Raw genomic sequence first — 13149 nt, forward strand, 5'->3', positions numbered from 1 at the left:
GTTTAAGGGCAAAGCGCCGCCGCTTGTTTCTTCTCCCCGGCGGGGAGAAGAAATATGTGGCACTCGCTCGCTCCATATTCCTCCTCACATTCTTGAGCAGGAATGGCCTCGCCGCATTCCCGCTGTCCCAAATGACAACTCAAATCCTGTTTGATCGAAATCAATTCGCTTTCCAGGTGAACTGCTAATCTCCCTCGCATCGGGAATTGCCGGTCGAGGGATAATGCGATGAGTTCTGTGCAGATAGGCGTGAGGGAGAAGGAACTTCCCCGGTTTCGTATCGCTTCGGACAGCCCGGCAAAAGGTTTGAGCGGGAGCCGAATGGACGTGAACAAGACCGTGAAGCTGAGCAACAGGGACAGGAACATTCTGCTGCGCGCGCCCTTGATCGGGATAGCGGATGATGCAGCGGCGCTGAAGCTGATGGAAGCGGCGACCATCACCAATGTGAACGCCCGCCATGTGCTCTTCAAGGAAGGCGAGGCCGCGCAGCATTTCTACTGCGTGCTGTCGGGTTACATCAGGCTTTACCGGCTGGACAGGCACGGGCGCGAGGCGGATGTGCGCGTCAGCGGGCCCGGCGATACCTTCAACGAATGCCTGATTTTCGGCAGCGATACCTATCGTTACAGCGCGCAGGCGGCGGAAAGCTGCACCGTGGCGCGGTTCGAACTCACAAGAATCCGCAGCCTGATCGATCAGGAACCGGCAATCGCCAAGGCCGTCATGCGCTGCCTGTCCAACAGCCTGCTGGCCACCATGGACTGCATCGCCAATGACCGGTTGCAGACAGCGCCGCAGCGTGTCGCCCATTACCTCATCAATCAGGGACCGCGCGACGCCACATCCTTTTCGCTGCGGCTGCCGTTCCAGAAAAGCCTGCTTGCCGGCAAGCTTGGCCTTGCACCGGAAGCACTCTCACGCGCCTTCTCGGCACTGAAAAAAGCTGGCGTCACCGTGCGCGGCCGCATCGTGCAGGTCAATGATGTTGCGGCGCTGAAGCAGATCTGAAGACACCGGGAGAGGACGAAGGGCGGGATGCCTTAGGGTATTCCGCCCTTCTGCATGTCCGAAATCGAAAAATCAGTCCGGCTGCGACACAAAGCGGAAGCTGTCACCCTGCCGCTCGACACGGAAAAATCCACCGAGATGACCGCCGGAAACCAGCCAGCCGTGATCGGCGGCCTCGGCCAGCGCCTCAAGGCGTGTTTGGTAAGCAAGCGCAGAATCGATATCGTAGACGAAACCGACACCGGGATCCTTCACCTGCAAGTCGCTCACATGCAGAACATCGCCCCATAATAACAGCCGCTCATCACCATTGCCGATCAGGTACCCGGCATGTCCCGGTGTATGGCCGGGCATGGCGATGGCTTCCACGTCCTCGGCAATCCTGCCTGTCGGGATCGGCCGCAACGTCGGGCCACAAATGTCGAGCAGCCGCGCGGCAAGATCGAAGCCGCCCTGCCGGGCCGGCGGCAGGGTCTTGCGCGCCTCCGCACTGCTGAAAAATCCGAGATCGGCCTCGGGCACCCAGATATCGGCATTGGGAAAATAAGGCCGGTCGCCATCGATGAGGCCAAGCGCATGATCGCCATGGATATGGGTGAGGATGACCCGCCCTACATCGGCCGGCTGAATACCGGCGGCTACCATCGCCGCGCGGGCATAGCCATAAGCAGCACCCCAGGCGGTGCCGCAACCGGCATCGATCAGCCAGACGCCGTCAGGCCCGGACAGTGCGAAGCAGTTGACGTCCATATCCACCGTTTCGCCCTGATGGCCGGCAAGCGCTGCCGCCAGCGCTTCGGCACCCTGACGGTGGATGAGATGGCCGACCGGCGCCTTGTAGACACCGTCGACAAAACGGGAAACCTCATAAGCGCCGAACCGGCGGGACATTGCCATATTTCAGAGACCGCCCTGCTCTTTCAGGAAACCGACGATGCGCTCCACGCCATCGCCGCGTTTCATATCGGTGAAGACGAAAGGCATGGCGTTGCGCATGCGGGTCGCATCGCTGTCCATGACGGTCAGATCGGCCCCGACATAGGGCGCTAGGTCCTTCTTGTTGATGACCAGCAGGTCCGAGCGGGTGATGCCCGGCCCGCCCTTGCGCGGAATTTCCTCGCCCTGACAGACGGAGATGACATAGATGGTGATATCGGCAAGGTCGGGCGAAAAGGTCGCGGCGAGATTGTCGCCGCCGGATTCGATGAAGACCACGTCGAGATCGGGAAAGCGCGCATTAAGCCCGGCAATCGCCTGCAGATTGATCGTCGCATCCTCGCGGATGGCCGTATGCGGGCAACCGCCCGTTTCCACGCCGACGATACGCTCGGAAGGCAGCGCCTGCATGCGCACCAGCGCCTCGGCATCTTCCTTGGTATAGATATCGTTGGTGACGACGGCGACGGAATAATCGGCGCTCATCGCCTTGCAGAGCTTTTCCGTCAGCGCCGTCTTGCCCGAACCGACCGGCCCGCCAATACCGACGCGCAGCGGGCCATTGCCCGATTTCATGCCCGATTTCACCACTCTGTTCCCTTCGATATGCTTTGGTATTATTTCACCATAGTCCGCCAGCCGGACGCTTCAAGATATGCAAGGATCGTGCCGCTTGTTTCTTCTCCCCGCCTGGGAGAAGAAACTCGTGGCACCCGCTCGCTCGTCAGGACCGGAAAAGCCGGGTGCCCTGCGTTTCATGCCGCATGGCCGCCGTGTCAGCGATGATCGTCGCACTGCCGAGATCGTCGAGCGTGGACTGCATCGCCCGCGCCGCCATCTCCGCGATGATCGCTTCACTTGCAGCCAGAATGGCGACGCCATCCTTCTGTCCCGCGACCCCGAGGCGGATGCCCGCCGACACGATCTGCGAGACGCCGGCATGCAAAAAGGCGGCAATCGTGTCCCTGAGCGGCACCGCATGACCGGCGGCGACTGCCCCGACAGCGATGGGATAGGGAACGTCTTTGGGCAACACGTCCAGAACCGCATGCGGCCAGGCACCGGCGGCGGCAACGAAGGCATCGCCCAGAAGCACCGTCTCGCGGTATCGCTCCGCCGAACCGGCCAGCGCCCGCGCCAGATCGGCCGTTTCGCTCAAGACGGCGGCGTCCTCGGCATTGCGCCAGGCATGTGCCAGAAACACCGCATCGTTCCAAAGGCTGCCGCAGCGCAGAAGCGTTTCGAGCCAGTCGCGCAGAGCCGCCGCATCCCCGACGCGCCGATCCTCCACCGCCTTTTCAAGTCCACCGGAATAGGAAAAACCGCCAACCGGAAAGGCAGGCGACATCCAGGCCATGAGCCGCAGCAGCGCGGCAACGCCGCGATCTTCGCTCACGGCTCAGCCGTGATCGTGATGGCTGTGGCCGTGATCATGGCCGTGGGAATGACCGCCATGGGCATGATAAGCGCCGCGCGCCGGCTGGAAAGGCTCTTCGACATCACGCACGGTGGCGCCAAGACCTTCCAGCATGGCGCGGATGACGTGGTCACGCAGGATGAGAATACGCTCCTCCTCGATCTGCGCGGAAAGATGCCGGTTGCCCAGATGCCAGGCAAGCTCGATCAGGTGAAGGCGATCCTTCGCCTTGATTTCGAAGAGCTTTTCGTCAGCCGCGCGGACCTCGATCAGGTCGCCGTTTTCCACCACGAGAAGATCGCCATGGGCAAAAAGCACGGCTTCCTTCAGGTCGAGCATCACCATCTCGTCATTCTGCAGATGCAGCAGCTTGCGGCGAAGATGCCGCTGGTCATGCGCAAGAGTGACATAACCGGAAGGTTCGTCGGCGGGGGTTCCGGCCGGATGATAGGAGGTGACGCGCAGCATGGGATGATCCGTTTCAGAAACAGTCTTGGGGTTACGATTTTTGACGGATAGACGGGGGGATTTCAAGGCACGATTTTGGGACACATGGCCGCCAGAACGACAAAGCCCGGCGTTGCTGCCGGGCCAAGCGTAAACCTTTCTCCGCCTTCGACGTCATCCTCGGGCGCTTATGGATCCTCGCCTCAACGGCGAGGATAACGGAGGAGAGATTTTCGCCTCCTGCCGATAGCCCGAAGACACGACATCGCTGCCGGGCCTGCGCAAACCCACAATCAGGCCGCAGCGCGGCTCTTGAGGTTTTCCAGAATGTTCTGCGGCGCGGAAACGCCATAGGGGTCGGATTCGCAATTGTCCTGATAGCCCTCTTCCTCGAACCACTGCTCGACGACGCCATCATTGACGACGGCGGCGTAACGCCAGGAGCGCATGCCGAAACCGAGATTGTCCTTGGCGACCAGCATGCCCATCTTGCGGGTGAACTCGCCCGAGCCGTCAGGAATGACCTTGACGTTTTCGAGGTTCTGGCCCTTTGCCCAGGCATTCATGACGAAGGCGTCGTTGACCGACAGGCAATAGATTTCATCAACGCCGAGCGCCCGGAATTCCGGCGCCAGCTTTTCGAAATCGGGGAGCTGGTAGGTCGAGCATGTCGGCGTGAAAGCGCCGGGCAGCGAAAACAGAACGACCTTCTTGCCCTTGAAATAATCGTCGGAGGTCATGTCCTGCCAACGGAAGGGGTTCGGGCCACCAACGGCCTCATCACGAACGCGCGTGCGGAAGGTAACGGCGGGCACTTTTTTGCCGAGCATGTCTTGTCTCCTGTTCTGGCGTTTTACAGGGATCACTTGGGATCGATCCCTGCATAATTCTTTTGCCGTTTCCATAACGCAAGACACGCTGCGGTGCAGCATAAAAATAGGCTTTGTCAGAGGAAAACCACGGCTTGCGAGGATCAATCATGCAGCGCCACCGACCAGCGCAGAAACGGCGGCAATGGTGTCCACCAGCCGGTGCGAATGCCGGCCTCACGCAACATGGCAGCCGACCATGTATTGCAGCCGACAAGGGCGTTGAACCGGCCATTCGCCTCGAAAAACGCATCCGTCAGGCCATAAGCGACGCCCGGTATCAGCCGCACCTTGCCATTGTCGCGCGAAAAGCTGGCACGAATGGCCGCCACGAGGCGCTGATACCCGGCTTCGGAAATGCGAAGGCGCTTTACCCCGGCAAGATCGGCGGGAAAATCTCCCGTCACATCCACATGCATCACCGACTGGTCAAGCGTCAGCGAGCGCAAGACCGGCATGGGCTTCAGATCGGCCCAGGTGGGTGTCTCGGTATAAAACGACCGGCCGCCCCAGCCGAACACCAGATAAGCGGCCGCCGGATGGTTGACGGCAATGCCGTCCTCCTGCAATTCGGAAAAGACCCGCCGCAGATCGTTATCGATCGGCAGCGCAATATCGGTGTGGATCGGGTTGGATAACAGCAGGATTTCGCGGTCTTTCACGCCCCCGCTCACCTCATCGGCGAAAAACGGGCGCGGCAGGACAGTACCGAGCAGAAGGAGCAGGAGGAGCAGCAGCATGCCGCCGCCGATCCACCTTGTGATAAATCTCACCATGAAATGCCGTTAAAACAGGAAATAACGCTGCGCCATTGGCAGCACCGTGGCCGGCTCGCAGGTCAAAAGCTCGCCATCCGCCCTCACCTCATAGGTTTCCGGATCGACCTCGATATGCGGCGTCAGCGAATTATGGATCATCGACGCCTTGGAAATGCCGCCGCGTACATTCTTCACCGGCAGCAGCTTTTTCGCCACGCCGAGGCGTTGGGCAAGGCCGGCATCCAGCGACGCCTGCGAAACGAATGTGACCGAGGAATTGGTGCGCAGCTTGCCATAGGCGGCAAACATCGGCCGGTAATGCATCGGCTGCGGTGTGGGAATGGAGGCGTTCGGATCGCCCATCGGGGCCGCGGCAATGGAGCCGCCGAGCAGCACCATCTCCGGCTTCACGCCGAAAAAGGCCGGGTTCCACAATACCAGATCGGCGCGCTTGCCGACTTCGATCGAGCCGATCTCATGGCTGACGCCCTGGGCGATGGCCGGGTTGATGGTATATTTGGCGATGTAACGGCGGACACGGAAATTGTCGTTTTCGCCGGTCTCTTCCTTCAGGCGGCCGCGCTGGCGCTTCATCTTGTCGGCTGTCTGCCAGGTACGGATCGCCACCTCGCCGACACGGCCCATGGCTTGACTGTCGGACGAAATGATCGAAAACGCGCCGATATCGTGGAGAATATCCTCCGCCGCAATGGTTTCCTTGCGGATGCGGCTTTCGGCAAAGGCAATGTCTTCAGGGATTGACGGCGACAGGTGGTGGCACACCATCAGCATGTCGAGATGTTCGGCCAGCGTATTGACGGTATAGGGCCGCGTCGGATTGGTGGAGGACGGAATGACGTTCGGGTTGCCGCAGACCTTGATGATATCAGGCGCATGGCCGCCGCCCGCACCTTCGGTGTGGAAGGCATGGATAGTGCGACCTCTGATGGCGGCGACAGTGTCTTCCACGAAACCGCTTTCGTTCAGCGTATCGGTGTGGATCATCACCTGCACGTCGTATTCATCGGCCACCGTCAGGCAATTGTCGATGGCGGCAGGCGTCGTGCCCCAGTCCTCATGCAATTTCAGCGAGGAAGCGCCGGCAAGGATCATCTCTTCCAGAGGCGCTGGCAGCGAGGCATTGCCCTTGCCGGCGAGCGCGAGATTCATCGGGAAAGCATCGAAGCTTTCGATCATGCGCTCGATATGCCATGCGCCGGTGCAGGTGGTGGCGAGCGTGCCGTGCGCGGGGCCGGAACCGCCACCGAGCATGCAGGTGACGCCGCTCATCAGGGCTTCTTCGATCTGCTGCGGGCAGATGAAGTGAATATGCGCATCCATGCCGCCGGCGGTCAGGATCTTGCCTTCACCGGCAATCGCCTCCGTCGAGGGGCCGACGATGATCGTCACGCCCGGCTGCGTATCGGGGTTGCCCGCCTTGCCGATGGCGTGAATGCGGCCGTTCTTCAGGCCCACATCCGCCTTGTAGATGCCGCTATGGTCAACGATCACCACATTGGTGATGACGGTATCGACCGCCCCTTCGGCCCGCGTCGCCTGACTCTGGCCCATGCCGTCGCGAATGACTTTGCCGCCGCCGAATTTCACTTCCTCGCCATAGGTGGTGTGGTCCTTCTCGATCTCGATGAAGAGTTCGGTATCGGCAAGGCGCACCTTGTCGCCCACGGTCGGGCCGAACATGCCGGCATAGGCGGCGCGGGAAATCTTGTAAGGCATGGGCTCAGGCTCCTTCGGACGCGGAGAAAATCGATGTGGGAGAAATTCGTGTGAGCTGGCCCTCGCCCGCAAGGGCTTCTACCAGCTGTTGTTCGGCAGCAAATGGATGGCCGCTCCAGCCCTCATGGCCGAAGCCGGCAATCGCCACTTCGTCACCATCGCCGCTCACGTTCTCAAGAACATGGGCGATGGTGACAAGGCCTGTGCTGGGGCAGACATAGGGCGCGGGCGCATAGGCTTCGAGCGCAGCATCGAGCCTTTCATGCACGCCGCGCGGAATGACGATGTGGCTCTTGCCGGTCTCGCGGGCGATGGCGGCAAAGCTTTCGGTGTAATCGGCGCAGAAATCGGTCAGTTCCGGCCAGCGTGCGCGTATATCAGGTTCCATTTCGGAAAATTTTGCGGGATCCCGCACGGACCAGATGGCAGCGGCCTGCCGCACACCGTCGCTCTCGCGCCATTCGGCTCCCTCGGTCATTTCGAGGCCCGGCCGCCCGGTGTTGCACACGGCCACCACATCGGTGCGCGTACCGCCCAGCCCCAGCGACCGGCAATCATTGAAGCGGATGACGATGTCGGAACGGTCGATGAAATCAGCCACGCCCGGCGGCAGTTCCCCGTTTCCGACGATCGTGATCCGCCGCCCCATGCGTTCAGAAACCTTCCGACAGCTGACGCAGTTCTTCCGCCCGCTTGCCGCTAATATCGGCGAGGCAGGAGGAAATCAGCATCGGTTCCATCGAGCCGCCACGCGCCTGAAAGCCTGAAAGAGCACAATTGGCGTCACGAAACGCCACCCACGCGCGCTGGGCAGTCACCAGGGCGTCGGTCGCACCCTTGCCATCCGCCTCCGCCGTCTTGTCGCGCTCGGTGAGCAGCTTGCGCAGCTTCTGATATTCGGCGTTCAACTGCTTGTCGGCCTTTTCGTAATCCTTGCCGGCGCAGATGGTCATGTCCGCCTGCGTCTGCGGCGCCTTGCAGTCCGGCTCGCTCTGCGCTGCGGCCGGCGTGGAAAATCCGGCGGTCGCGCTGAGAAGCACGGCCGCCATGAAGACCTTGTTTCGGCTCATCTCCATCCCTCAGGCCGCCGCGCCGTCGAAAGCCTGCGGCTTCAGCGCCCGGGGATCAACACCATCAAGACAATTGGCGTTCACTGCCACCATCGGCGTTCCATCCGGCCCGTCGGCATAAGCAAAGCTCTCGATGCCGCAGGTGGAGCAGAAAAGATGACGGATCTTGTGTTTGTTGAAGAGATATTCCGCCAGCGTTTCCTCGCCGGAAAGAAGCGTGAACTTGTCACGCGGCGCGAAGGCGAGCGTGGAGCCAAGACGCTTGCAGCGCGAGCAATTGCAGACAACTGTGTGGTCGAGGTCGGCATCGACCTCGAAGCTGACGCTGCCGCACTGGCAGCTTCCGTGATAATGCGCCGTCGCCATTTCATAACCTCCCCATGACCTGTTGACGGAAACCATAAACCTCACGCTTGCCGGAAAGCGGCACCAGCGTCACTTCCCGCTTCTGGCCGGGTTCGAAACGAACCGCCGTGCCCGCGGGAATATCGAGACGCATGCCGCGCGCCCTGTCGCGGTCGAAGATGAGACCCGCATTGGTCTCGAAGAAATGATAATGGCTGCCCACCTGCACCGGCCGGTCGCCCGAATTGGCCACCTCGATCGTCACCGTCGGCTGGCCGGCATTGAGTTCGATGGTGCCTTCTGCGGCAATGATTTCGCCTGGTTTCATGGTGCTCCCCTTGTCTTTCTCACGCGGCCGTGGCTGCCGCGCAGCCTTCCGCCTTCAGCACCCGCTTCGTCGATGCCGGGTTGTTGATGAGCCTGGCCGCCGGACGAACGGGCCTGCGAACCAGCTCACCGCCGCAATTCGGGCAGGCGCCATCAAGCACGCCCGTCACGCAGTCGACGCAGAAAGTGCATTCGAACGAGCAGATCATCGCATCCCTGTTATCGGGCGCAAGATCGCGGTCGCAGCATTCGCAATTGGGCCGAAGTTCCAGCGCCATATCAACCCCTCAACGGATCGGTTCGTGAACGGTCACCAGCTTGGTGCCGTCAGGAAAGGTCGCTTCCACCTGCACATCATGGATCATCTCGGCGATACCATCCATCACCTGATCGCGGGTAATGACATGCGCGCCGGCTTCCATCAGGTCGGCCACAGCGCGACCATCGCGGGCGCCCTCGACCACGAAATCGGTAATCAGCGCAATCGCTTCGGGATAGTTGAGCTTCACGCCGCGTTCCAGCCGGCGGCGCGCCACCATGGCGGCCATGGAAATCAGCAGCTTGTCTTTTTCTCTTGGGCTAAGGTTCATCGTGGTCCCGCAGCTTGGCGCCTGCCCCGCAAACAGCGCGATTGCGGCAGGCAGATCCGACGTGTTGACAGACCCCGAAGGACGCCTGTCGCGGGGCAACCTTAAGGGTTTACAGATTCCAGACTTTCGGCACTGGCGCGCCGTTTCGCAAGAGCGAAATGATCGGAAAAAGCAATTTTCTCAAGGAGAAACCATCTTCGGCAGAGACGCGAACGACAAGCTTGCCCTGCCATTCGCTGGCGCCGCCGCTTTCACCGGCAATAGCCCGGATTTTAGGCAGAAGCGCCTCAGCCAGCGGCCCGATATAAAGAAGCGTGGCAAAGGCGACCTGACCAGCCAGAACCGCCGGTTTCGCCGTCAGCGCCGCCACCTCGCCCTGAAGCACAAGTTCTTCCGCATGCACCAGCCTGCCTCCATGGCGAATACGCCAGCGGTCACGAAAGAGACCATGCGTCATCGCCTCGCCCATGGCCTTACGGCCGAGCAGCACGGCTTCGACAGCGATGAATTCGGAGGATTGGTCGAGATCGGCTTCCAGCCGGCGGGTCAAGGAAGCACGGTCGAAGAGGATGGTCTCCTGCGGCAGCCAGTGCAGCTTCGCACCCGGCCCGGCGGAAACGCGGGCGGTCACGGCGGCGGTGCCTGATGATGCCTTATAGACCTTTTCGCAGGCCTGCGTGGTCACAACAAGCGAGGTGCCGGCACCGGCCGTGGCCTGCCATTCGATTTCGTCTCCGCCGGTCAGACCGCCAGAGGAATTGATGAGAATGGCTTCGGCTTCGTTCGAAAAAGTTTCCGGCAGGCGGATTTTCGCGCAGCCTTCCTGAAACAGCTCATCCAGCCGGCTGCGGCCTTCAACAGCCTTGGTTACAATGCGTCCTCTGCCACGGGCGCGTTGCTGCCGGACAGGTTGAGCGTCTTGGCGACCGGAAGGGCCGATGGCTTGCTGTTGCTGCTGCACGCGGTCTCCGAAACGGTTGCGGAAGCGGACGAGGTCTTGGCGCCGCAATCCTTCTTGACGACGGCATCCACGACAAGCTGCCCTTCCGTATTGCGGAAGAAATCCCACATTCTTTCGGCCGCATCAACCGTGCGTGTCACTTCGCCTGTGGGCATCTTGCGCTCCACGGCCGGTTCCGCCTTCGGTGTCTGCTCGCCGCCCGGCTTGCGGGTGACGACGGCGTTAGCCGCCAGAACCTCGGCCTTCATGGTGGCGCGCGGCCAGGCGTGGTCCCAGTCGTTGATGACATAGGACTGGATGCGTGCACCAGCCTTGCAGACATCATAGGAATTGACGGTGAAGCTTTCGCCCACCTTGCTTTTGGCAGCGCCCTTGCAGCCATCCATTTCGGCCCAGCGCTTCAACGCCGTTTCGCCGCCATATTGCCAATAGGACTTGCCGCCGCCCTGATAGGGATTGGCCGGGTCTTTCAGCCCGGCAAAGGCGATGATCGACATTGGCCGCACAGGCTGGCAGCTTGCCGCATCCGGTCCCCACTTGCCTTCCGTCTCCAGCGGATAACCGGCGCGCAGCGAAGCAACGAAGCCGGCAGCGTTAAAATCCGCGTTGCCGCTGCAGATGAATTGCGACAGCATGCGCCCGCCGCCGGAATAACCGGAGCCATAAAAACGCTCCTCATCCACGCAGAACTTGCCCTTCACCATGGTGATGGCATCGCGGATGAAACCGACTTCATCGAGCCCGCCCGGCCGCTTGGTGACGCCGGGAACATTCCAGGCATGGGTGCCCGGCAATTCGCCGCTCAGGCTGCCGGCCAGCGCCACGACCATGAGACCGTCACGCTCGGCAAGCTTGTCCCAGCCGCTGCGGTTCAGCTGACCATGCGGATTGCTGTTGGAGCCATGGAAATCGAACACGACCGGCAGCGGCTTATTTCCATCATAGGCCGATGGAACAAAATAGACGCCGTCGCGTTTTTCACCGTTGGAGAGAATGGAAAAATCGTGCCGACCCGGTTCCATGCCGGGGCCAATACCCTGACCGCAGGTCGATGCCGACGCTGCGGCCCCTGCGCTTGCGCTGATCACCAGCCCGAGGAACAGGCTGCGTGCGGAACGCACCAACCGGGAAGCCCGGCCCACTGCAAAGTCTTGAATCATTGACACGCCTTTATTGGCACAGTTTCCCGACGATACGTCGAGCGTGCGGGAAATGTAAGGGATCAACAGTCGCGGCGTGCGAATAGACTTCTTCTGTGTCTCGCATGCAGCATTTCATGCGCCCAATACCATAGGCTTTTACTTAATGAAACGCTAAAATTACGCATGAAAGCCATGCACAGGCGCATAGACTTTCAAAATATTAATCGGCCGTTTTTATGCCGTGATCGGCGCACGCAACATTACACCGTCAGATGCCGCCGCGCTTCCGGCGTATCCAGCGTTTCGGCCAGCCCCTCATGCACGATTTCACCGCGGTCCATGATGTAGACGTAATCGGCAAGCTCGCGGCAGAAATCCAGATATTGCTCGACCAGCAGGATCGCCATACCGGTGGAGTCGCGCAGATATTTGATCGCCCGGCCGATATCCTTGATGATCGACGGCTGGATGCCTTCCGTCGGCTCGTCGAGGACGAGGATTTTCGGCCGTGTCACCAGCGCCCGGCCGATCGCAAGCTGCTGCTGCTGGCCACCCGAGAGATCGCCGCCGCGCCGCGACAGCATGGTTTGCAGCACCGGAAACAGGCTGAAAATATCGTCCGGGATGAAACGCTCCCTACGCGGCAGCGGCGCATAACCGCTCTCCAGATTTTCCTGCACGCTGAGCAGCGGAAAGATTTCCCGTCCCTGCGGCACGTAACCCACCCCGCGCTTAGCCCGCTGGTAAGGTGCGAGCCCGTCGAGCGCCGCATCGCCGAAACGGATGGTGCCGGCGCTGGTGGCCTGCTGGCCGGTGACGGCACGCAAGAGTGAGCTTTTGCCGACGCCGTTGCGGCCGAGAACACAGGTGATCTTGCCCATCTCCGCTTTCAGCGACACGCCGCGCAGGGCCTGCGCCGCGCCATAGTGGAGGTTGATGTTTTCGACTGTCAGCATTTCACCCACCTGTTCTAATTCAATAATGTTCGTCGCAAGGCCTGCAGAGCGAGATCCTGCTCGGAGGTCTTGTCACCCCCCACTCGGCTAACCTCTTCGGCGATATCGATCAGTTGGCGTCTTTCATCGAAATCGAGCGTATTTGCCCATAAATCGCGAAACCTGCGAATTGGGTCTTCGGGATTAACGACATTTCTGGACGCCCACTCTCCAAAGACGATAACTTCCTCCATATCCGCTGGCGGGACGATGCCTTTCATCCTGTCGCGAACGACATTTTTGGCCATGTCGAGATACATCGGCTTTTCGTTCGCAAGGCACATGAAGAATGCCACCGCAGCGATAGCCGGATCGCGAATGGAGGCTATCGGAGCGACTTCGGCCTTCTTCCGAAACGATCTGCGCTTATAAGCGCCGCGCATTTTTTCGACGGTATCGATGATCTCGCTACCCGCCTCACGCGCCATTTTCAGCCGCCAATACCAGACAGCCGCACCGCCGATTGCCATAACCAGAATTCCGATCAACGCCATCAAATCAACTCCAGATCTTAAATTTTTCAACTTAAATCCGGTTATTATTA

At 60.7% G+C, this 13149-nt stretch carries 18 protein-coding genes; 1 reads left to right on the plus strand and 17 read right to left on the minus strand.

From position 1 onward, the window contains the following. Positions 1-321: 321 nt before the first annotated feature. Complete coding sequence (locus MRBLRC7O_RS10175) at positions 322-1011, plus strand: Crp/Fnr family transcriptional regulator (protein WP_003510124.1); 690 nt, start codon at positions 322-324, stop codon at positions 1009-1011. A gap of 72 nt (positions 1012-1083) precedes the next feature. Here MRBLRC7O_RS10175 and aidB read toward each other — a convergent pair whose 3' ends face one another. From aidB to MRBLRC7O_RS10260, 17 genes are all read right to left on the minus strand, one after another. Further along, the gene (aidB, locus tag MRBLRC7O_RS10180) at positions 1084-1908 is read right to left on the minus strand and encodes an AidB family quorum-quenching N-acyl homoserine lactonase (RefSeq protein WP_080866392.1); all 825 of its coding nucleotides are present in this window, start codon (positions 1906-1908) and stop codon (positions 1084-1086) included. Between the two features lie 3 nt (positions 1909-1911). Continuing rightward, a complete protein-coding gene (ureG, locus tag MRBLRC7O_RS10185) occupies positions 1912-2523 on the minus strand; it encodes an urease accessory protein UreG (protein WP_020813394.1) in 612 nt (203 codons plus the stop codon). 148 nt (positions 2524-2671) lie between these two features. Beyond that, positions 2672-3343, minus strand: a complete 672-nt coding sequence (locus MRBLRC7O_RS10190; protein ID WP_020813393.1) for an urease accessory protein UreF — start codon at positions 3341-3343, stop codon at positions 2672-2674. Positions 3344-3346: 3 nt separating this feature from the next. Then, positions 3347-3832 carry an urease accessory protein UreE gene (ureE, locus tag MRBLRC7O_RS10195; RefSeq protein ID WP_031234548.1) on the minus strand — a complete coding sequence of 162 codons (486 nt, stop codon included), beginning with the start codon at positions 3830-3832 and terminating at the stop codon, positions 3347-3349. A 272-nt stretch (positions 3833-4104) separates the two neighbouring features. Beyond that, complete coding sequence (locus MRBLRC7O_RS10200) at positions 4105-4641, minus strand: peroxiredoxin (RefSeq protein ID WP_003510133.1); 537 nt, start codon at positions 4639-4641, stop codon at positions 4105-4107. 143 nt (positions 4642-4784) lie between these two features. After that, on the minus strand, positions 4785-5456 hold the full coding sequence (locus MRBLRC7O_RS10205; protein ID WP_020813391.1) for a TIGR02117 family protein: 672 nt from the start codon (positions 5454-5456) through the stop codon (positions 4785-4787). Between the two features lie 9 nt (positions 5457-5465). Beyond that, a complete protein-coding gene (gene ureC / locus MRBLRC7O_RS10210) occupies positions 5466-7175 on the minus strand; it encodes an urease subunit alpha (RefSeq protein ID WP_020813390.1) in 1710 nt (569 codons plus the stop codon). Between the two features lie 4 nt (positions 7176-7179). Then, positions 7180-7824 (minus strand): Urease operon accessory protein, encoded by a 645-nt coding sequence (locus tag MRBLRC7O_RS10215; protein WP_080866394.1) that lies wholly within the window; start codon positions 7822-7824, stop codon positions 7180-7182. Between the two features lie 4 nt (positions 7825-7828). Then, positions 7829-8251: a lysozyme inhibitor LprI family protein gene (locus MRBLRC7O_RS10220; RefSeq protein WP_080866395.1), complete on the minus strand. Its 423-nt coding sequence runs from the start codon at positions 8249-8251 to the stop codon at positions 7829-7831. 3 nt (positions 8252-8254) lie between these two features. Next, positions 8255-8611 carry a GFA family protein gene (locus MRBLRC7O_RS10225; protein WP_080866396.1) on the minus strand — a complete coding sequence of 119 codons (357 nt, stop codon included), beginning with the start codon at positions 8609-8611 and terminating at the stop codon, positions 8255-8257. A gap of 1 nt (position 8612) precedes the next feature. Beyond that, on the minus strand, positions 8613-8918 hold the full coding sequence (locus tag MRBLRC7O_RS10230; RefSeq protein ID WP_003510142.1) for an urease subunit beta: 306 nt from the start codon (positions 8916-8918) through the stop codon (positions 8613-8615). Positions 8919-8937: 19 nt separating this feature from the next. Further along, a complete protein-coding gene (locus MRBLRC7O_RS10235) occupies positions 8938-9195 on the minus strand; it encodes a DUF1272 domain-containing protein (protein WP_003510145.1) in 258 nt (85 codons plus the stop codon). 9 nt (positions 9196-9204) lie between these two features. After that, positions 9205-9507, minus strand: a complete 303-nt coding sequence (locus MRBLRC7O_RS10240) for an urease subunit gamma (RefSeq protein WP_003510146.1) — start codon at positions 9505-9507, stop codon at positions 9205-9207. A 109-nt stretch (positions 9508-9616) separates the two neighbouring features. Further along, positions 9617-10468: an urease accessory protein UreD gene (locus MRBLRC7O_RS10245; RefSeq protein ID WP_003510148.1), complete on the minus strand. Its 852-nt coding sequence runs from the start codon at positions 10466-10468 to the stop codon at positions 9617-9619. Then, a complete protein-coding gene (locus tag MRBLRC7O_RS10250; protein ID WP_080866397.1) occupies positions 10375-11628 on the minus strand; it encodes a CE1 family esterase in 1254 nt (417 codons plus the stop codon). The genes MRBLRC7O_RS10245 and MRBLRC7O_RS10250 overlap by 94 nt, the downstream gene beginning before the upstream one ends. A 242-nt stretch (positions 11629-11870) precedes the next feature. Then, the gene (gene urtE / locus MRBLRC7O_RS10255) at positions 11871-12566 is read right to left on the minus strand and encodes an urea ABC transporter ATP-binding subunit UrtE (protein WP_003510152.1); all 696 of its coding nucleotides are present in this window, start codon (positions 12564-12566) and stop codon (positions 11871-11873) included. A gap of 14 nt (positions 12567-12580) precedes the next feature. Further along, positions 12581-13099 carry a hypothetical protein gene (locus MRBLRC7O_RS10260; RefSeq protein WP_060725242.1) on the minus strand — a complete coding sequence of 173 codons (519 nt, stop codon included), beginning with the start codon at positions 13097-13099 and terminating at the stop codon, positions 12581-12583. Positions 13100-13149 lie beyond the last annotated feature (50 nt).

It is taken from the genome of Agrobacterium radiobacter (assembly GCF_040801995.1).
Classification (GTDB): Bacteria; Pseudomonadota; Alphaproteobacteria; order Rhizobiales; family Rhizobiaceae; genus Agrobacterium; species Agrobacterium radiobacter.